The organism is Nonomuraea sp. MTCD27 (assembly GCF_041950495.1).
GTDB lineage: Bacteria > Actinomycetota > Actinomycetes > Streptosporangiales > Streptosporangiaceae > Nonomuraea.
On the sequence record NZ_JBGNUW010000034.1, the window covers coordinates 39245 to 58888 of the forward strand.

At 68.5% G+C, this 19644-nt stretch carries 18 protein-coding genes and 1 pseudogene; 7 read left to right on the forward strand and 12 right to left on the reverse strand.

What is annotated here, in order from left to right; translation table 11 throughout:
• Window positions 1-18: 18 nt before the first annotated feature.
• The 9 genes and pseudogenes from ACBJ59_RS56395 to ACBJ59_RS56435 all read right to left on the reverse strand — a co-directional run.
• Window positions 19-633, reverse strand: a pseudogene (locus ACBJ59_RS56395) (HAD family hydrolase); the annotation flags it as partial.
• 308 nt (window positions 634-941) lie between these two features.
• Window positions 942-2177, reverse strand: a complete 1236-nt coding sequence (locus ACBJ59_RS56400) for an iron-containing alcohol dehydrogenase (RefSeq protein WP_375118229.1) — start codon at window positions 2175-2177, stop codon at window positions 942-944.
• Window positions 2178-2228: 51 nt separating this feature from the next.
• Complete coding sequence (locus tag ACBJ59_RS56405; protein ID WP_375118230.1) at window positions 2229-2672, reverse strand: Ldh family oxidoreductase; 444 nt, start codon at window positions 2670-2672, stop codon at window positions 2229-2231.
• Entirely contained in the window at window positions 2669-4129 is a 1461-nt protein-coding gene (locus ACBJ59_RS56410) for an NAD-dependent succinate-semialdehyde dehydrogenase (protein WP_375118281.1), read from the reverse strand. Before ACBJ59_RS56410 ends, ACBJ59_RS56405 begins: the two co-directional genes overlap by 4 nt.
• Window positions 4130-4405: 276 nt before the next feature.
• Window positions 4406-5482: an ABC transporter ATP-binding protein gene (locus ACBJ59_RS56415; RefSeq protein WP_375118231.1), complete on the reverse strand. Its 1077-nt coding sequence runs from the start codon at window positions 5480-5482 to the stop codon at window positions 4406-4408.
• The gene (locus ACBJ59_RS56420; RefSeq protein ID WP_375118232.1) at window positions 5482-6549 is read right to left on the reverse strand and encodes an ABC transporter ATP-binding protein; all 1068 of its coding nucleotides are present in this window, start codon (window positions 6547-6549) and stop codon (window positions 5482-5484) included. Before ACBJ59_RS56420 ends, ACBJ59_RS56415 begins: the two co-directional genes overlap by 1 nt.
• Window positions 6549-7460, reverse strand: a complete 912-nt coding sequence (locus ACBJ59_RS56425) for a carbohydrate ABC transporter permease (protein ID WP_375118233.1) — start codon at window positions 7458-7460, stop codon at window positions 6549-6551. The genes ACBJ59_RS56420 and ACBJ59_RS56425 overlap by 1 nt, the downstream gene beginning before the upstream one ends.
• A complete protein-coding gene (locus tag ACBJ59_RS56430) occupies window positions 7460-8410 on the reverse strand; it encodes a carbohydrate ABC transporter permease (RefSeq protein WP_375118234.1) in 951 nt (316 codons plus the stop codon). Before ACBJ59_RS56430 ends, ACBJ59_RS56425 begins: the two co-directional genes overlap by 1 nt.
• Entirely contained in the window at window positions 8407-9753 is a 1347-nt protein-coding gene (locus ACBJ59_RS56435) for an extracellular solute-binding protein (protein WP_375118235.1), read from the reverse strand. The genes ACBJ59_RS56430 and ACBJ59_RS56435 overlap by 4 nt, the downstream gene beginning before the upstream one ends.
• Window positions 9754-10214: 461 nt before the next feature.
• Between ACBJ59_RS56435 and ACBJ59_RS56440 the strand changes: the two genes are divergently transcribed.
• The 3 genes from ACBJ59_RS56440 to ACBJ59_RS56450 all read left to right on the forward strand — a co-directional run bounded on the left by ACBJ59_RS56440 (window position 10215) and on the right by ACBJ59_RS56450 (window position 12456).
• Window positions 10215-10958, forward strand: coding sequence for a GntR family transcriptional regulator (locus tag ACBJ59_RS56440; protein WP_375118236.1), 744 nt, complete (start codon window positions 10215-10217; stop codon window positions 10956-10958).
• An 87-nt stretch (window positions 10959-11045) separates the two neighbouring features.
• Window positions 11046-11615, forward strand: coding sequence for a DJ-1/PfpI family protein (locus tag ACBJ59_RS56445; RefSeq protein ID WP_375118237.1), 570 nt, complete (start codon window positions 11046-11048; stop codon window positions 11613-11615).
• A gap of 19 nt (window positions 11616-11634) precedes the next feature.
• Window positions 11635-12456 carry an alpha/beta fold hydrolase gene (locus ACBJ59_RS56450; RefSeq protein ID WP_375118238.1) on the forward strand — a complete coding sequence of 274 codons (822 nt, stop codon included), beginning with the start codon at window positions 11635-11637 and terminating at the stop codon, window positions 12454-12456.
• Window positions 12457-12512: 56 nt separating this feature from the next.
• Here the strand turns inward: ACBJ59_RS56450 and ACBJ59_RS56455 are convergent, their stop codons facing one another.
• The 3 genes from ACBJ59_RS56455 to ACBJ59_RS56465 form a co-directional block, all read right to left on the reverse strand.
• Window positions 12513-13199 carry a CGNR zinc finger domain-containing protein gene (locus tag ACBJ59_RS56455; RefSeq protein WP_375118239.1) on the reverse strand — a complete coding sequence of 229 codons (687 nt, stop codon included), beginning with the start codon at window positions 13197-13199 and terminating at the stop codon, window positions 12513-12515.
• A 64-nt stretch (window positions 13200-13263) separates the two neighbouring features.
• A complete protein-coding gene (locus ACBJ59_RS56460) occupies window positions 13264-14481 on the reverse strand; it encodes an MFS transporter (protein ID WP_375118240.1) in 1218 nt (405 codons plus the stop codon).
• Window positions 14482-14713: 232 nt separating this feature from the next.
• The gene (locus ACBJ59_RS56465; RefSeq protein ID WP_375118241.1) at window positions 14714-15163 is read right to left on the reverse strand and encodes an integrase core domain-containing protein; all 450 of its coding nucleotides are present in this window, start codon (window positions 15161-15163) and stop codon (window positions 14714-14716) included.
• Between the two features lie 90 nt (window positions 15164-15253).
• Here ACBJ59_RS56465 and ACBJ59_RS56470 point away from each other — a divergent pair, with 90 nt between their 5' ends.
• The 4 genes from ACBJ59_RS56470 to ACBJ59_RS56485 all read left to right on the forward strand — a co-directional run bounded on the left by ACBJ59_RS56470 (window position 15254) and on the right by ACBJ59_RS56485 (window position 19591).
• Window positions 15254-16060 carry an LLM class flavin-dependent oxidoreductase gene (locus ACBJ59_RS56470; protein WP_375118242.1) on the forward strand — a complete coding sequence of 269 codons (807 nt, stop codon included), beginning with the start codon at window positions 15254-15256 and terminating at the stop codon, window positions 16058-16060.
• Between the two features lie 709 nt (window positions 16061-16769).
• Window positions 16770-18440 carry a hypothetical protein gene (locus tag ACBJ59_RS56475; RefSeq protein ID WP_375118243.1) on the forward strand — a complete coding sequence of 557 codons (1671 nt, stop codon included), beginning with the start codon at window positions 16770-16772 and terminating at the stop codon, window positions 18438-18440.
• Window positions 18441-18754: 314 nt separating this feature from the next.
• On the forward strand, window positions 18755-18883 hold the full coding sequence (locus ACBJ59_RS56480) for a hypothetical protein (RefSeq protein ID WP_375118244.1): 129 nt from the start codon (window positions 18755-18757) through the stop codon (window positions 18881-18883).
• A gap of 204 nt (window positions 18884-19087) precedes the next feature.
• Window positions 19088-19591, forward strand: a complete 504-nt coding sequence (locus ACBJ59_RS56485; protein WP_375118245.1) for a hypothetical protein — start codon at window positions 19088-19090, stop codon at window positions 19589-19591.
• Window positions 19592-19644: the final 53 nt, after the last annotated feature.

Here is a 19644-nt window from a genome sequence, read left to right on the forward strand (position 1 = left end):
CTTTTCCTCTCCTTCGGCTTACTTGAGGATGATGTCCTTCAATTCGGCCAGAGTTTGGATTCGATAGGTGGCTTGCGCGAAGTCGTTTGATTGGGTGAAGTCGTTGTGGACGACAGCACACTCAATACCGGCCGCTACGGCCGACTTCAGCCCTCTGGACGAGTCCTCAACGACCAGTGTCTCTTCCTTGGTGGCTCCGAAGCGTCTCAGGCCGATCAGGTACGGGTCTGGATGCGGCTTGGCGAGCTCGTAATCCTCGCGAACGACGACGAGATACATGAATTGCTTGATCTGGCGCTTCTCATGGATGAGCTCGAAATCCGCGCGTTCGGCGGTTGTCACGATGGCCGTCCGGACGTGTTTTGACAGCTCGGCCGGAGCTTCCACGACGCCTTCGATCTCGATGGATTCTGTTCTCAGATACTCTTGATAATAATCAATACGAAGCTGACGCTGCCTGCTGATGGTCTGCTCATCGACGCCGGCCGCCCTGGCTTGGGCCCAGGTGCCCAAACCCTGGCTCATCTCCCGAAGGTACTGGTCCTGGTCCAGGGTCAAGCCGATGTCCGCGAGGGCGCGTTCCCCGGCCTTGTAGTACCAGAACTCGGTGTCCACCAGAACACCATCGTGATCGTGGAGTACGTACTTTTCACTGCCTCGATCCCTCCCGGTGGCCGCAGCGGCCGGCTGCGCCCTCGCAGGAGCCCCGCTGGATTTTTGGACGCCGTCCGTTCAGAAATATTCGGGCGGTTCTGAACTCTATCGAGGTCTCGACGGGGATGCTCGGAATCGGCTCGGTGCAGGGGTTGCACACAACGGCACGGCGGCCCGACAACGCCCGGCGATCAGATCACCTCGGCCTCGAGACAGGTGTGACGGCGTAGCCGACAATTCCGATACCCAGGGGGCAGCGAACTCGTCGTCAGGTGGAAGGCCCGTCACTATCTCTGCTCCGGCGTCAGGACGTGTCGGGTCCGGTCCCCGAGCCAGGCCGCTTCGAGGATCGCGGTCAGACTGGCGGTGTCGGTCGGGCCTGGATGGTTCTGGATCAAGCGGGTGACGCCACTGGCCATCTCCGCGAAGCGCGGGAGGTCGGCGCGTGCCACGCCGATGTCCGCCAAGGTGGTGGGGATGCCGATGTCGGCAAGGAGCCCGTCGAGCCAGGTGAGGAACGTGTCTGCGGCCTCGGCATCCGAGGCGTCGGTCACGTCGAGCCCGCACACACCGGCGAGGATGGCCAACCGGTCGCCGATCGCATGCCTGGCCGCGTCCAGCGCGTAGGGCAGCAGCAGCCCGACGCCCAGGCCGTGCGGTGTGTGGGTGGCTGCGCCGATGGGGTACTGAAGAGCGTGCGGAGCCGCGTTGCCTGCGTGGGAGAACGCGAGCCCGGCCAGCATGGACCCATAGGACATGTTCGCGCGCGCGTCCTTGTCGCCTCCGTCCCTGACGACATGGGGCAGGCTGCGGGCGATCCGCTCCGCGGCCAGGAGCGCGTAGTGATCGGTGATGGGGTTGCGGCCGAGGAAGACCTGCTCCACCGGGTCGCGCGGTCCGTGGGCCCGGGGTCGCGCGGTGTAGCTCTCCACCGCGTGACAGAACGCGTCGATGCCGGAGTGGGCAGTGACGGTCGCCGGGCAGGTGTAGGTGAGCTCGGGGTCGACGATGGCGAAGTCGGGCACGATGTGGACGCTGGAGACCCCCACCTTCAGCTCGCGGTCCGGGTCGGTCAACACCGAGACGGGCGTGAGCTCGGAGCCGGTGCCTGACGTCGTCGGGACCGCGACGAGAGGCATCGTCGGCCCCGGCACCTTCGACTCCCCGTAGAAGTCGCGCGGCGTCCCACCGTGGCACCGGATGACACCGACGATTTTGGCGAGGTCGATCACCGTGCCACCCCCGATGGCGAGGATTACGTCGGCGTCCACCTCCGCGGCGACCGAGACGGCCAGGGTGACATCGGTGAGTGGCACGTCCGGAGTCGCGTCGGCGAACACCCCGACGACTTCGACCTTCTCCCGTACGGCGGCCACGATCTCGGCCACGCCCGGCTGCCCCAGAAGAACCCGGTCGGTCACGATGAGGACTCGCGAGCCACACTCGGCCACCACTCGTGGGATGTTCTGCGCGACCCCTTCGCCCACTATCAGCTGGCGTGGTCCGCGGACGGTCTCAAGCATGTCAGTGCCTCTCTGGAACGTCGGCGGTGATTTGCTGAGCGGACGTCCGGGTCACCTGCGAGACCGGGACGGCGTCGGCAAGGTTGGCTGCCGGGTGGCGCAGGCGCGCGCGCCGGGCTCCCGGGCTCGGTCGTGCCCGGGCCGGCCTCGGGGGTCCATCGCGATGAAGACGTCGCCCTTGGTGGGCTGGTCAGTCGGGTCGAGGGTCCCGCGGACATCGTCGCCAAGGTCGGTACGGGTCAAGGTCGCGACCAGCACCTCGATCATGAGCCCGAGGGCGTAGCCTTTGGGACCGCCGAAAGGGCTGATCGCCCCATCCACCGCCGCGGCCGCGTCTGTGGCGCGCACACCGGCGGAGTCGACGGCGTCCCCTGGTGCCGGCGGATCCGTGCCGACCATGGCCCGGGTCCCGCTCCACGGGTGGAGGCCGGTCGGGTCATGTACGCACGGGGCGCGGTGATCCTCGGCGGGCACCCGGAGCGGTAGGCCGGTCACGGGAGGTCGATCGCCGCGTAGGTGACGTCGAGGTACTCAAGGATGCCCTCGTGCGACCCCTCCTTGCCGATCCCGGACTGCTTCACACCTCCGAACGGAGCTGACGGGTCCGAGATCAGACCACGGTTGATGCCGAGCATCCCCGTCTCCAGCCCCTCGGCGAACCGGAGCGCCCGCTGGAGGTCACGGGTGAAGACGTATCCGGCCAGGCCGTGCTCGGTGTCGTTGGCCTTCGCCATCACCTCGTCGTCGGACGTGAACGAGATGATCGGGGCCACCGGGCCGAAGATCTCCGCCTCCAGCATCCGCGCGTCTTCGGGCACGTCGACGATGACCGTAGGCGGGTAGAAGTGGCCCGGCCCATCCGGACGCTCGCCGCCCACCAAGACACGGGCTCCGCGATTGACCGCGTCGGCGACGAGCTCGTCGATCTTGGTGACCGAGGCCTCGTCGATCAACGCCCCGACGTCCACGCCGTCGTCGAGACCATGGCCCACCGAGAGCGCGCCCATCCGCTTGGCGAAGCGCGCCGTGAACTCCTCGCGCACCGGCTCCTCGACGTAGATTCGGTTGGCCGCGATGCAGGACTCCCCGATGTTGCGCATCTTGGCCACCATGGCACCGTCGAGCGCGACGTCCAGGTCCGCGTCGGCACACACGATCAAGGCCGCGTTGCCGCCCAGTTCCATGGAGGTGCGCAGCACGTTGTCCGCCGCCTGTCGTAGCAGCACGCGCCCGACCTCGGTCGACCCGGTGAACGAAAGCTTGCGGGTCCGACGGTCGGCCAGCAGTGCTGAGACCACCTCGCCGGCACGCTTGGTTGTCACGACGTTGACGACGCCCGGGGGAACGCCGGCCTCCTCCATGATGCGGGCCAGGAACAGCATGGTGAGTGGCGTCTGGGCTGCCGGCTTGGTGATCGTCGTGCAGCCCGCCGCCAGCGCAGGAGCGATCTTGCGGGCACCCATGGCCAACGGAAAGTTCCAGGGCGTCACGAAGACGCACGGTCCGACCGGCCTCGGCACGGTGAGGATGCGATATCCACCAGCGGGAGCGGTGTTGTAGCGCCCCTCGACGCGCACCGCCTCCTCGGCGAACCAACGGAAGAACTCGGCGCCGTAGGCCACCTCTCCCCGAGCCTCCGCGAGCGGCTTGCCCATCTCGAGCGTTATCAGCCGGGCGACCTCCTCGGATCGCTCGGTCAGTGCCCGGTACGTCGCGGTCAACAACTCTGACCGTTTTCGCGGCGGGGTCGCCGCCCACTCCGCCATTGCCTTGCTCGCCACGTCCAGAGCGGCGAGCCCGTCAACGACGTCGGCGTCCGCCACCTCGGCGATGGTCTTGCCGGTGGCCGGGTCCTCGACGACAAAGGTGGCTGCGCCGGCGGCGTCGCGCCAGGCGTCGCCGATCCGGAGCCGCCGGTGCTCGGGGGCCAGGACGTTCATCGGGTCACTCATTGCGTCGCCTCCTGTGATGTTCTTGGTGATGTCCGGCGTGACGTCAGCGATCGCGCCACGCGCGTTGACGAACGGGTCACACGACCTCGTCGGGGTGGAGGTTGCCGAGCGGGTCGAATGTGGCCTTGGCCCTGGCTGCGGGGCGACGCCCCGCGCCACCGATCGCCTTCTCGGGCCATGGCTGCTTCAGCGTCGTCAGGCCGTGCTCACCGGTGACGGCCCGCCGAGGCTCGATTGCCACGTGCCGGCGCATATTGACGTCGCCGCCCTGCGCGATTACCTCCCGGCCTCGGACAGCGCCAGCCCGGTGCGCGCATCGAAGAGGTGCGCACGGTTGAGGTCGACCGTGACAAGCAGCCGCTCGCCCGGCGTACCGGTAACGGTGGTTCGTGCCTTGACCTTGAGGATCGCCGTCCCCACTCGGACGTCGACCACCGTTCGGTCACCGAGCGGCTCAAGGCCGTAGAGCTCACCCGACAACGACGCGTCCCCACGCTGCTCGACGGACAGGTCCTCCGCGCGCAGGCCCAGCAGCAGCGGACGACTGTCCTCGGCCGTGGTCCAGCGGGGCCGCGGCAGCGTCCAGCCTTCCGCCCCGACCAGACGATCTCCCTCGGCGTGGCAGGCGAGCAGGCTGATCGGCGGGCTCCCGACGAATCCCGCGACCCACTGGTTGGCTGGACGCTCGTACACCTCGGTCGGCGTTCCGACCTGTTGCACCTTCCCCTCCTTGAGGACAGCGACCTGGTCGGCCATGGACAGGGCCTCGACCTGGTCGTTGGTCACGTAGACGAAGGTTGCTCCGAGGCTCCGGTGGATGCGGGTGAGCTCGGTGCGCATCTCGACGCGGAGCTTGAGGTCGAGGTTCGTCAGCGGCTCGTCCATGAGAAACGCGCGTGGGCGACGGACCAGTGCCCGGGCCAGGGCGACACGCTGCATCTCACCGCCCGACAACTGCGCCGGACGACGCTGCAGCAGACCTTGGATGTGCAGCAGGCTCGACATCTGCTCGACGGCAGCGGCGATCTCGCTCGAAGAACAGCGGCGTGCCCGTAGCGGCGAAGCGATGTTCTCGTACGCCGTGTGTCGCGGGTAGAGGGCGTAGTTCTGGAAGACCATGGCCAGGTCGCGTGCGGCCGGGGCGTCACCGGTCGCGTCCCTCCCGTCCAGATGCACCGACCCGGCGTCAAGCTTCTCAAGGCCGGCGATCGCTCGCAGGGTCGTCGTCTTGCCTGCCCCGGAGGGTCCGAGCACGACGAAGAACGATCCGTCCGGTACGTCCAGCGTCACCCCGTCCAGGGCCTGGACTTTACCGAAGGACTTGCACAGCCCGTGCACTGCCACGGTTCCCATCAGGCCACCAGCTCTTCCGTGCTCACGTCGTAGACCGCCGGGGTCCCGCCGGTGTGCCGCAGCCCGACCGGTGCGTCAGCGGCGAAACGGACAGTCGGTGGCATCCGAACCCGTACGTCGCGCCGGCCGCCGTGGTCGACCACGTAGATGATTTCGTCGCCCAGCCACTCCGCCGAGACCACGCGGGCCGGGACCGAACGTTCCGCCCGTGGTTCTGTGACTTCCAGCGCCTCAGGCCGGACGCCTGCGACCAGACGACGGTCGCGTGGCAGGCCTGGCGGTGGCGTGAGGGCCAGTCCGCCCTGACTGCGCAGCTTCCCGTCGGCCACCTCCACCTCGATCAGGTTCATCGGCGGGGAGCCGATGAACGCGGCGCAGAAAAGACTCGCCGGACGGTCGTAGACTTCCAGCGGCGTGCCGATCTGCTCGACGCGGCCCTTGTTGAGGATGGCGATTCTGTGACCGAGCGACATCGCCTCGACTTGGTCGTGGGTGACGTAGACCATCGTCGTCCCCAGCTCCCCCTGCAGGTGCTTGATCTCCGTGCGCATGTCCGCCCTCAGCTCCGCGTCCAGATTGGTGAGAGGTTCGTCCATGAGGAATGCGCGCGGTCGTCGTACCAGGGCGCGAGCAAGCGCGACGCGCTGCTGCTCCCCGCCGGACAGCCGGCGCGGTCGCCGGTCCAGGAGCGGACCGAGCCGCATCAGCCGGGCGGCCTCGTCGACCCGCTCGCGCACCTCCGCCTTGGGCAGTCCCTCGGCCCGCAGTGGGAACGCCAGGTTGTCGCGGGTTCTCAGATGCGGGTAGAGAGCGTAGAACTGGAACACCATGGCGATGTCGCGCTCGGCGGGCGGCAGGTCGTTGACCAGCGTGTCGCCGATGCGGATGTCGCCCGTCGTCTGCCTCTCCAGGCCGGCTATGGCCCGCAGCGTGGTCGTCTTGCCGCAACCCGAAGGGCCGAGCATCACGAACAGCTCGCCGTCGCCGATGGACAGGTCCACGTGATCGACTGCGACCGTCCCGTCCGGGTAGCGCTTGTGCAGGGCCGTCACCTCGATGCCCGCCATCAGCGTCGCACCGCCCCGAGCGTCACACCGGCGACGAGGTGCTTGCGCACCAGGTAGGCGAAGATGAGCACCGGTAGGGCGAACACTACGGAGGCGGCGGCCACGAGACCCCAGTCCACAGTGGTTCCACCGATGAGGCCGGCGATGGCAGGTGGGGCCGTCCGCACGTCGTCGCTGGAGGTGAGGAAAATGGCGAACACGAACTCGTTCCACGAGAAGATGAGTGCGAAGACCGCCGTCGCGGCGATGCCGGGCAGGAGCAGGGGAAGGGTGAATCGCCAGAACGCCTGCAAGCGGGTGTAGCCGTCGAGCATGGCGGCATCCTCGTACTCTGCGGGCACCTCGTCGACGAACCCCTTCATCATCCAGATCGTGAACGGGACGTTGAACGCGGCGTAGATGAGGATCAGACCGAGCTTGGTGTCGATGAGTCCGACTTGGCGGTACATGAGGAAGATCGGGATCACGACCACCACGGGCGGCATGAAGCGGGTGGACAGGATGAAGAACAGTTGGTCCTTCTTGGCCTTCACGGCGAAGCGTGAGTAGGCCCAGGCCGCCGGGACCCCCAGCACGGTGGCCAGCGCCGTGGAGACCCCGGCGACCACGACGGAGTTGAGGAACGAGGCGGACAAGGTCGAACGACCGCCGCCGGAGGCGACGAACACGTCCTTGAAATGGTCCATAGTGACCTTGAAGTCGAAGAACTTGGCCGGGATGGCGTAGACGTCCCGGTTCTCCTTGATGGACGTCTCGATCATCCACAGCACCGGAAAGAGCATCACGACGGCCAGCACGGCCAGCAGCGCGACCTCCAGCACGGAGCGGCCCCTGCCGCCGAAACGGCGCGCGGGGGGCGTGTGATCCCGGCCAGGACCTGTGGACACGGCCTCGTCAACGGACAGGGCCATCAGTCCTCCTTGAGCTTGTTCAAGTAGCGCAGGTAGAGCTGCGTAAGGACGATGACGACGAGGACCATGAGGATCCCGTACGCCGAGGCGGTTCCGGTGTTGAAGCCCAGGAACGCGACCTTGTAGACGTGGAACGACAACGTCTCGGTGGAGACCCCCGGACCTCCGCTGGTGAGGATGTAGACGAGGTCGAACAGCCGGAAGGCCTCGATGGCCCTGAACAACACGGCGATGAGGAGCAGCGGCCACACCAGCGGAAGAGTGATGGTGCGGAACTGGAACCACTCGGACGCCCGATCGATCGAGGCGGCCTCGTACAAGTACCTGGGAACCGCGGTGAGGCCCGCAAGCGCGATGAGCATGATGAACGGCGTCCATTGCCAGGTGTCGACCAGGATCAGGGAAATCAGTGCCGTTCGCTGCCGGGTGAGCCACTCCACCTGCCCCAGGCCGAGCGAGCCGAGCAGGCTGTTGATCACGCCGAATTGCGCGTCGAGCATGAATCGCCAGAACAGCCCGACCACGACCGGCGACAGCATCATCGGAACCAGGAACAGAGTGGTCAGCAGTCCTCGCCCGTGCGTGCGCCGTGAGATCAGGTAGGCGATGGCGAAACCGAGCACGGTCTGCAGGGCGACCGCGCCGAACACGTAGATCAACGTCGTCAAGGCCCTCAGGTGGACCTGCGCCGAAGTCACGATGGCGGTGTAGTTCTCGAACCAGATGAACTGGGCGGGCCCCCCGCGGGTGGCCGAGTAGTCGGTGAAAGACAGGTACAACGCCCACAGCAACGGGAACACCGACATCGCGAGCAACAGCAGCAGCGCGGGAGAGATGAAGGCCACGGCGAGCCCGCGGTCGCTCAGGCGGCGGGACCGACCCGGTGCGGGCGGCGTCGCAGCCGCCGCCTGCACCGGGTGGTCGGTCGTCAGAGGGGCGGAGTCACTCACAGTCCGCCGCCGCCCTTGCGGCTGCTGGCGTTGAGCACGCCCTGCTGCTCCTTGGCGATGTCGTCGAGCGCATCCTTCGGCGTCTTCGCGCCGTTGAGAGCCGCGTTCACGTTGGTGTTCTCAATGTCGACGAGGCGCGCGTACTCGGGTACGTTCCACATGTCCCGCATCCGCGGAACCGAGTCGGTGTACACCTGGTTGAACGGCTGGGCATTGAGGAACTCGGGCGACTCCAGGGCGTCCGTACGCGATGGCACGCCACCAGCCGCGGCCCACTTCTTCTGGATGTCAGCCTGCTCGAACCACTTCATGAAGTTCAGGGCCTCCGCCTGGTTCGCCTCGGGCGAGTAGGCCGACACGTGCATTCCCATGCCGCCGAGAGGCACCAGGTTCGTCTTCTGGCTCGGCAGGGTGGCAAAACCCAGCTTGTCGAGAATCTGCTCCCGCGTGGTGCCGAGCGTCGACTGCTTCGGGTCAAGCAGGCCGCCGCTCGCGGCGATCCAGTTGAACGCGATGCATGCCTTGCCCTGGGCGACCGCCGCGTTCACCTCGTCGATGAACCAGTTGCCGGAGCCCTTGGCGGTCAGCGGCTTCATCTTGTTGACCAGGACGTCCATCGCCTCCTGGCCCGCAGTGTCGTTGAGGACGCCGTCGATCTTGCGCGTCTTGGGGTCCCAGAGGTTGCCGCCGTAGACGCCGTTGACCGTGTTGTAGGTCACGGCCGCGGCGTCGGAGCCGTTGGCCTGGTGGAAAGCCAGCCCGCTGACGCCAGGGTGGTCAGCCTGGCACTTCTCGGCGACTGAGATCATCTGGTCCCAGGTCTGCGGTGGCTTGTCGCCGATCAGGTCCTTGCGGTAGATCATCGTCCAGGTGTCGCCGAGCAGCGGCAGTCCGTACAGGCTGGCGTTTTCGTCGCGCTTCCCGGTCTCCGCCTGGGGGAACTGGCCGTAGGCCGCCAGGAGGTACGGGTTGTAGGCCTTGACGTCGATGTTCTTCTTGACGAAGTCGGTGATGTCGAGGATGTTGCCGTTCGTCACGGCCTCGCCGATGTGTTGCGAGTCCAGGATCGGGATGTCGAAGTCGGTCTTGTGCGCGGCGAACTGGGTGAACATCGCGTCGTGCCAGTTCGCGTTCGGCACGGTCTTGACCTTGATGGTCACGTTCGACCGCTCCTTGGTGTACTCCGCGTTCGCGAAGGCTTCCAGCGCGTGGGCGGGGGGCCAGTCGAACCAGATGAAGCTGAGGGTCAGCGGATCCTTGGTGAGCTCCGGGATGGTCGCCGGTGCCTTGGGCGCGCTGTCGGCCTGGCCGCCGCAAGCCGCCACGGTCGTGGCCACTAACATGGCCGCCGTCGCCAGCTGCACCTTTCGCCCGGGAACGGACAATCGTCCTATTCGCTGTGGATACCGCATCTTCTTGCCTGCTTTCTGGGTGGGGACTTCTGGAGCCTTGCTGCGTGCTTCGCCGAGCAGTTGCTGGGTTGTTCAGGCGTGTTGCCGGCTGTCGCAGGGGCTGACCCGCAGACCGGCGTCACGAGTACGCCGCGATGTAATGGGGCTTCAAGCAGTCGAGAAGGCCTTCGGTCCTGGTGCGGCCCGGTGGCGAACCGAATAGGACGTCGAGCATGCTCATGGGGGCTCCAACTGATCGAAGCGGAGCGATGGCGGGCGGTTCCCCGATGGGTGAAGGATGGCTGGCGTCCGCCACCTTTCCTATACGATCCGAGTGGGAGCGTCAACATCCCGCAGTGTTGCGACCGATGTCAACAGGTTCCCGAAGACGCAAGAAAGGACCTCACGTCACGATGGACGACGAAGCGGTGATCGCGCGGCGCCGTGGGGCCATGACGGGCGGAACGCCGCCGGGAAGATCTCGCGGCCGGCTTGCCGACGAGGTTTACGACACGCTGCTCGGACAGATGATGTCGCTACGGATCGAGCCTGGCTCCCGCGTCACGATCGACGTACTGGCGCGAGAGCTGGGGGTCTCACAGACGCCGATCCGAGACGCTCTGAACCGCATGGAGGCCGAGGGCCTGGTCGTGCGTGTGCCCCATGCCGGCTATCGCATTCCCCCCCAAATCACCCGTCACCGATTCGAGGACATGCTTGAGGTCCGCCTGCTCCTCGAGCCCGCAGCGGCGCGCAGATCCGCCGAACGCGCATCCTTGAAGCAGGTGGCCGGTCTGCGACGAATGCTGGAGGAGATGGCGGAGTTGGAGGGGGGCGACGGGCCCATGGCCTATGGCGCCTTCGGGCTACGCGACGCCGCTTTTCACGATCTCGTCGCCCTGAGCGCGGAGAACCAGGTCATCCGCGAAGCGCTCGCTCGCCTGCACACGCACGTGCACCTGTTCCGGCTTCTCCACGACACCCAGGTCACTCACTTGGCCATGGCCGAGCACGAAGAAGTTCTGGCCGCGATCGCCGCGCGTGACCCCGACGCCGCCGCCTACGCCATGCGCCGGCACATCCTGTTGTCCGGCGAGCGGTTCCGACGATTGTTCGACGAGGCCGAGGGCGCGGACGGAATGGCGGTAGAGGCTTGACGGGCGGGCTGGGCCGAGGAATGCTGACTCAATCCGATCGGATCGGATTGGATCCACCTCACCCGCCCCAGATGCGAGGAGAAGCAGGTGCCCAGAGCGCTGCTCCTGACCGGCGACGCCGCCGAGGAGCTCGACACCATGTATCCCTACTATCGCGTGCAGGAGGGCGGCTGGGACGTTGACGTCTCGTCACGGACGATGCGTGACGTTCAGCTGGTCATCCACGAGTTCGACCCCAACTCCGACGCCTACGTGGAGAAGAACGGCCGAAAGTTGCCGGTCGACGTGCCCTGGGCCGAGGTCGACGTCGAGCGCTATGACGCCCTCATCATCCCTGGGGGACGTGCCCCCGAGTGGATCCGGGTCGACGCCGACGTCAGGCGCATCACCGAGCACTTCTTCGCGCGCAACCTCCCGATCGCGCTGGTGTGCCACGGCGCTCAGGTGCCAGCTGTGTACGGGCTGCTGAAGGGGCGAAAGACGGCGTGCTTCCCTCCCATCACCGGTGACATGGAGAACGCGGGCGCGACGGTCATCGACGCTCCCGACGTCGTGGACGGCAACCTCGTCTCCTGCCGGGGGTGGCCCGACATGCCGCAATTCGGCAGGGCGATGATGGAGGTCTTCTCGAAGTCCATCACCTCCGCATCGGCATGAGCACACCTGGCCTGTCCCGGTGACGGCACTTCGGACCGTCACAGTCGACGGCTCCCCCGTCCACGTCCTGGAGAGCGGCACCGGGCCCGCGGTGCTGATGCTGCACGGCTCCGGACCCGGTACGACCGGATCCGGAGCCTGGGCGACGACGGCACAGGCGCTGGGCACGTCCTGGCACCTGGTGGCTCCTGACCAGGCGGGGTTCGGCCGTACACCGATCCCGGCCGACTCCAGGGGTGGGCTCCGGCTGTGGACGGAGCAGGCCGCGGGCCTGATGGATGCTCTCGGTGTCGAGCACTACGCCGTGGTGGGCCACTCCATGGGCGGTGCCGTGGCGCTGGCGTTGGCGGCCGCGCGTCCCCAGCAGGTCACCCGTGTCGTGGCGGTCTCGACGATGGGCGCCCCCGGGGCGCCGCTGTCCGCCGAGCTCGACGCGGTCTGGGCCGCCGCCGCCGACCCGCTCGGGGCACGAGACATGTTGAGTCGCCTCGTCCTCGACCAAGCGCTCGTGACCGAGTCGGCCGTCGCTGCCCGTGCAGCCGCGATGCGAGCGGGGGCGGCCGCATTCGCGTCGTTGTTCCCTCCACCCAGGGCACGTTGGGCCGACGACCTCACCCTCTCGGCGCAAACGCTGGCGGGGGTCCGCGCGCCCGTGCTGCTCGTCCACGGCGCCGAGGACCGAGTCACCCCGCTCGGGACGGCAGCCCTGCCCCTGCTCGAACACCTGGCCGATGTCCATCTGTACGTGCTCGGCCGATGCGGGCACGTGCCGGCGCTCGAACACCCGCACGACTTCAGGCGACTCCTGTCGTGCTTCCTCGGCCGGGAACGAGGTCCCTAATTGCTGCGACAGGTCCGCAGCCCGTGGCGGCGTCGACCGTTGATCGCGTACGAGTCCTACGGGGTGCCGCCCCGGGCGGCGCGGCGGCGCTCGGTGAGCCGCCGGGCCTTGGCCGTGTTGCCGCAGTCGGCCATGCGGCACCAGCGGCGGGAGCCGTTGCGGCTCTGATCGAGGAACAGCCACCCGCAGCCGCCGTCGCTTATGGGGCAGCGGCGTACCCGGGTCAGGTCGGCCGTCCGCAGGACGTCGAGTGCGGCCTCGGCGACCCGGTCGGGTATCAGCATGGCGGGTATCGTGCCGTAGGTGAGCCGCACCTGCGGCGGGTCGCCTCTGTCGAGCACCAGCGCGGCTCTGGCGGCTGCCCCGGCCCATCGCTCGTGCAGCGCGACCAGCGCGGCCCCGGCCGCGATCGGATCCCCCTCGCCCGTGTCGCCCGCCGGCCCGCCGTCGGCGGGCCGGATGGTTGCGAGCGCCACGAGGTGCAGCCCTTCCCGGATGTCCCGTACGGTGGCCAGCCCCGCCTGCGCCGACGCGGGATCGTCGTGCCACGCCTGGCCGACCCGATCGCGCTCCGCGTCGCTGATCAGGCCTGCCCTGGCCGCCCAGCGCAGCAATGCGGGGGCGTCGGACAGATAGTCGTGGGGCGGCCCGCCGTCGAGCGGTGCCCCTCGTTCGAGCGTGTTGACCAGATCGAGCGCGGGGTGCCCGCCGACCAGGGGAAGGTGTCCCACGTCGAGTGACATGCCCTTGAGGCTACCACTCAAGGCAGGCAAGGAGGTTGCACGGTTCGGTGCGTTGAGCATGGGATCACGTGACTCGGGCGCCCTCGGGCAGGGGGTCGGCGGCCGTGGCCGGCGCGATCTTCCGCCGGCTGGACAGGACCGGCTCGGCCAGCACGATGGCGAACGCCGCCAGGCTGAGCAGCGCCCCGGCCAGTGCCGTGCTGCGCACACCCGGACCGGGCAGGAGCACGCTGCCGAGGAACGCGCCCGCGGTGATGCCCACATTGAACGCCGTGGAGGTAGCGGCGCTCGCCATGACCGACTCGCCCGGCGCGTACACGAGCACCCGCGATCCCAGTACGGCGGTCAGGCCTGCGAGCGTGAAGCCGGACAGGGAGATCGCGATGACGGCCCCGACCGGGGAGGCGCCGAACGCGTACTGCCCGGCGAGCGCCAACGCCTGCAGGCCTATGAGCCCCGTCATGGTGATCCAGCCGTGGCGGTCGACGAGGTAGCCCACCACGAACACGCCGGTCAGGCCCGCGATCCCGCGTGCCAGCAGAAGCGGGCCGATCGATGACTCGGTGAAGCCGCTGACGTCGCTCAGGAACGGGCTGATGTAGGTGAACGCCGTGAACGCGCCGGTGACCGCGACCGCCGTGGTGGCCACGATCGACAGGTACCGGCCGCGGTCGGGCGCGCTGCCCCGGTCCGCCGCGCCCTGCCCGGCGGGCGTGTCGGGCAGGACGGCCGCGATCGTGGCGAGGACGAGCAGGGCCAGGCCGCTGAGCGCGAGGAACGCCACCCGCCAGTTGGTCTGCTGGCCGAGCCACGTGCCGGCCGGGATGCCGGTCAGCGCGGCGCTGGAGGCGCCGGCGTACAGGATGGACAGGGCCCGGCCGCGCACCTCGGCCCGGAAGAGGCCGGCGGCGGCCGGCGTCACGATGGCCCAGAACAGCGCCTGGCTCAGCGCGGTCACCATCCGGGCGCCCATGAGCAGCCAGTAGTTCCCCGCCATGGCTGACAGGCAGGTCGCCACGATGAAGACGCCTAACAGGACGCACAGCAGCCGCCGCCGGGGCAGCCGGCGAGTCAGTCGTGTGAGCGGCAGGGACACCAGCACGATGATCAGGCCGTATCCGGTGACCAGGAGCCCGACCGCCGACGGGCTGGTGCCGAGATCCTGGGCGATCAGTGGGAGGAGGCCGATGGGCAGCGACTCGGTGGTCACGTAGATGAACACGGCCAGGGTCAGGGCGGTCAGTGCGACGATGGCCGACTTGCTTCCGAAGCGTTCTTGCACGCGGTCTCCTCGGCTGGTTCACCATCGTTCTGGATGATGAAGGTAGCTTCTTCAGGTCGCTTCGCGGAAATGTCCTGTTGGATACGAATGTAGAGGTGTGCGTGCTACCGGTCAATGAAATTTAGGCGGTACGCTGCAGGACTCCGGGCACGGGGGCGGGTTCCTGTGGGGCTCATCAATAGGATGCGGGGTCTGACCTGCCGGTTCTCGGGTGGTGTCAGCGGGCCGGCTATCAGCTGGCGATCCGGTGCTCGTTGATGAGGCCGCCGAGGATGGCTTTGCGGTGGACACCGTGGTCGGCCCGGTCAATGGGGCTTGGCGGTCCTGTTTCGGCTTGCGATGGGGACAGCTGTCCGATGCCGCGGTGAGGTCGGGCCGTGTCGTACGGCGCCAGGTAGCGGGTGAGGGTGCAGCGTAGATGGTGCTCGTTGCGGATGAGCGTGCTGTCCAGGAGTTCACGGCGTAGGGTGCCGATGAGCCGTTTACAGTGCGCGTTCGTCTTCGGAGCTTGCGGCGGGCTCTTGATGATGCGCAGGCCGGCGTCGGTTTCGGGCGCCTCCCAGGCCGTCAGCTGCCGCTCCGGGTCGGTTTCCTGCTGCGAGAACTGGTTGAACAGGTAGGCGCGGGCTTGCCTGCCCTGCTCGGACAGGTCCTGCAGGAGGACGACCACCGGCTCGCTCATCTGCATCGTGGCCGCGGGCGTGATGGCGGTGTCATCGCTGAGGCCAAGTCCGATGACGGAAGTGTCGGTGCCGGGTGCTTGGGTGTGGGTATGCGTTACGGCATCGACGTCGCGATCCTCGGTGAGCTCGCGGAGCCGGCGCGCCTGGTCACTCTCGCCCAGGAGGCCGAGGCGGCCGGATGGGACGCCGTGCTGGTGTGGGATCATCTGGCCTTCGCCTGGGGCACACCGTCGGCGGACCCGTGGGTGGCGCTGGCCGCTGCGGCCCAGTCGACCTCGCGCATCAGGCTGGGCACGGCGGTGACGGCCGTGGCCCGGCATCGCCCGGAGATCCTGGCCCAGACCGTGGCGACGCTCGACAGGCTGAGCGGCGGCCGCGTGATCCTGGGAGCCGGACTGGGCGGCGTGAGGGAGGAGTTCACCGCCTTCGGCTCAGCGCGTCCCGGCGGGGCGGTGCTTGATGAGGCACTCGACGTGATGGCCTCGCTCTGGTCCGGTGACGAGGTCCATCACCGGGGCGCTCATTACACCGTCGACGGGGTGCGGCTCGCGCCGCTGCCGTTCCAGCGGCCCCGGGTCCCGGTGTGGGTCGGCGGCACGGCCGCAGGCGCCCTTCGGCGGGCCGCCCGGTGGGATGGCTGGATCGTCGCCGGCGACGACCAGGAGGGCCGCATGACGCTCTCGCCCGACTCCCTGGCCGCTCAGGTCAGCGAGCTGCGCCGGCACCGGGCCACCGCAGGCGACCTCGACGTGGCGGTCATCGGAGTGAGCGAGCCGGGCTCGCCGGTGCGGGCCTACGCCGAGGCGGGCGCCACGTGGTGGCTGGAGCACCTCCACGGCTACCGGGGGTCGGTGGAACGGCTGGTGCAGCGCGTGAAGGCGGGCCCGCCCGCGTGAAGCACCTGCGGTGGAGGCGCGGCACCTTGGCGTCTGCGGGAGCATTCAGCAGCTCAGGCGGGCGATGTAGCCGGGGCCTGCCGGGTCGCGTTCCAGAGCCTCCAGGGTTCACGCCGACTCGGCACCGACGGCGGCTGAGAGTTCGTCCGGCGTCGCGAGCCAGTACTCGAACCACGGCGTCGTCGTCGCGCCGTCTCATACCCAAGATACGCAACTGCCCCCGCGAGCCCGCCCGCGGCGAAGGTTCCAGGTGTGGTAGTCGGCCCGGTCGGCGCCGCCGCCGGGGTCCATGCCCGAGCCGATCAGCTGTGGCCTGGGCGGGCCACCACAGCAAGGCGCCGCCAGGACCTCGGGCGCCTGCGCCGGGCCGCCCAGCAGGCCAAATAGGCACGTAAGGCAGGTTGGCCGGCCTTGCAGGCATGTGCTCGGGAGGCGACACCGCGCCGACGATAACGATGGACCTCGGATGGCACCCGATCCCTGCCGAGAGCGGCAACCCGTTGGACGGGCGGCCGAGAAGACGATGGATGCACCTCTCATGGCACACCCACGCCGTGCCCATCGCGGCCAGGACCTTGTCGGCGACGCCCCGTACGAGGTCCGCCTGGGGCGGCGGGCGATGGGACCACCTTCTCCGAGGCCGTTCTGGACGACGATGATCCAATGTGCGAACATACGTTCGACAACTGTCCTCCAGAATGGAGTGCATGTGCGCCTCTCAAGCTCTGGCCATGCTCCTCTTTCCCACCGATTAGTCGCCCTGGCTGGGTCCCTGTTCCTGGCAGCGGCCCTGCTCGTCGCTCAGGCACCCGCCGCCTCGGCCGCCGACACCATCACCGACCTCGGCGTCGCCGCCGACAGAGGCGGCGACGTGGTGGGGCAGAGCGGCAAAATCTTCGTCGCCGCCGACGATCGGATCGTGGTCACCAAGAGCGACGGCGCGCTCATCGACACGATCAGCGGCCTGTCCGGTGCCGTGGCCCTGTCCGTGGCGGACAACGGCAGGCATGTGTACGCGGCGCTGCGCGACTCACATGAAGTGATCGAGATCGACATCGCGACGCTAGCCATCACCAGGCGGGTCGACCTCAGCGCCTACCCGTGCCCGTCCACACTGGCGCAGGCGTACGAGCGGGTGTGGGTCGGGTACGGGTGCGGCCAGGCGGGGGAAGGAGGCGTCGTCGCCCTCGAGACGTGGAGGCCCACACCCGCTCTCGTGCCGGTCGAGTCGGGCACGACGCAGCCTCCGCTGGTCGCCGTCGCCGGGCGCACTCTGGCGGTGGGAGAGCCGGGAGCCGACCCCGCCTCGATCAGGGTGTACGACGTCGACACCACCCCGGCCACCCCGCTCGGCGAGATCCGCGCTGACACGTCCTTGCGGGACCTCGCCCTCGCCGACTACGGGTCAGCGGCGCTGTCGGCGCTGGCCGACACCCACCGGTTCGACGCCTGGGACACGACGACCAACGCCAGGACACGCGCCTACGACAGCGGCGAGCTGAGCGAGCACGGCCTCCCCACCGCCGTCGCGGCCAGCCCGAACGGCGCCTACGTCGTGGGCGGCTGGAACTCTCCCGCGGGCGACGCGGCGGAGCTCGTGGTGTACGACCCGGCCACGGCGGAGGTGATCTACTCGGCCGCCCACCAGGGGAAGGCGCTGGTGGCGGGCAGCATCGCCTTCTACGGCGTACTCACCTATGCGGTGCTGAAGGAGCCTGGCACCGGGCGGATGCACCTCTGGCGGCTGCCGCATTCGCCTTACCACGCCTCCACCCTGACCATGACGGCTCCCTCCGAGGCGACCGCGCTCAAGCAGCTGACCTTCAGCGGGCGGCTCACGCTGAGCACCGGCGCGCTGCCCGGCGTGCAGACGCTCGAGCTGTACAGCTGGCTCCCCGACGGCACCTCGCGGCCCTTCCGGGAAGTCACCACGGAGGCGGACGGCACGTACCAGTTCACCGACACCGCACCGACAAGGGGGTCGTACGAATACAGGTTGTCCTGGCCGGGCAACTCATGGTTCAAGAGCAGCTGGGACACGGCTGTCGTCGCGGTGGGCCGGTACCAGCCGGTGCTCACGGTGACCGGCCCGGCCACCGGCGTCGTCGGCGAGCCACTCGAATTCAACGGAACGTTCGCCGCCGACGGCATCACCTTCCCGCTCACCATCATCACCGTCGTACGCAACGTCTCCAACCCCGATGGCACTACCTCGAAAGCCCTGGCCAAGATGACTGCAGCTGCCGACGGGTCATTCAGCTTCACTGACACGCCGACGACGGCCGGCAAGCACACGTACGTCATCCAGCTGGTAGGGAACTCGACAATCGAGTCGGCGAAGACCACCCACGTGGTCGTCGTCTCCCAGCCCCCCGCGTAACCTCCCGACGGGGTGACGGCGATCCGAATCGCCGTCACCCATGTCGTTGGCCACGCCGAACCACGGAACTCAGCCCATACCGACCTGGAATTTCTCGGTTTCCGCCGGCCTCCGATCTCGTCTTTGATCATGGTGGATTGCTCGGTGGTTGCTCTTGTGCACGGCCGTGTACGACGGTTGATCGTTTAGACCGCCATCGTCGGTTCAGACCCCGGTGACGACCACCAGAAGACCAAGCCAGCACCGCCGGCCCGTGCCCCAGGAGATCATCCCCCGGCGGCAGCTCGACGGGGCCGTTCCAGATAGGGTTCGAGATGGGGACGGGGGTGTGGACGTTCACGACGACGGCGCTGCCGCACGCGCCCGTCCTGGCCGCCGTGCTGACCGGCGGCATCCTCCCGGGGTACCGGCCGGGGCCGGGTTCGGCCTCGGGCGCGTGCTGATGCCGCTGACGCGCACGCTCAGCGGCGAGCCCCAGCGCTGGGACCGGGTGTTGTCGCGGCGGCCGGCCTGGATCGGGCGGGTGTGCGCCGCGGGCTTCGTCCTTGCGCCGGTGGTCGGGGCTTTGGCGGAGGGCTGTTTCTGGCTCCGGGGACGTTGGACGTACCGGCCGTAGCGGGTATGCCGCCCGATGGGAGGAGGAGTGGATGATGCGCCTGTCACAGCTCGTCATGCTGCTGGTCGCTCTTGGAGGCTGCGCCGCGGCGCCGGCGGGCGTCCCTTCCCCCTCCGCCCCGGACGTGCTGCTGGAGGCGGGGCAACTGGCCGGGTCGTGGACCGAGGTGCGGACGGCGGACGTCACCTGGGCCGACCTGGAGGAGGACCTCGTGCCGTGCTCCCGCCGGGCGATCGTGCCCGGCGGGTCGCCGGTGCGGTTCCGGGAGTTCCGGTCGGCCGACGGGGCGTCGGTGGTGCAGCTGGTGGTGTCCCGGGTGGACGGGACGCAGTCGTTCAAGCGGTTCTACGCCGAGTGCCTGGCGGTGGGCGGTGTGGAGAGCGAGCCGGGGCCCCGGTACGTGGCCTCGCACGGGAACGAGACGGAGATCGCCGGGTTCGCCGGGGACCGCCTGGTCATCGTCAGCGGACCAGCCGGCCGGGACGACCTGCGGGCGATCGCGGACGCGGCTCGCCGCAACCTCGGCGAAGGCTGATGCCGGGTCGTGTCGTATGCGCGCGGCGGCCTTCCACCGCGGATCGGACCGCA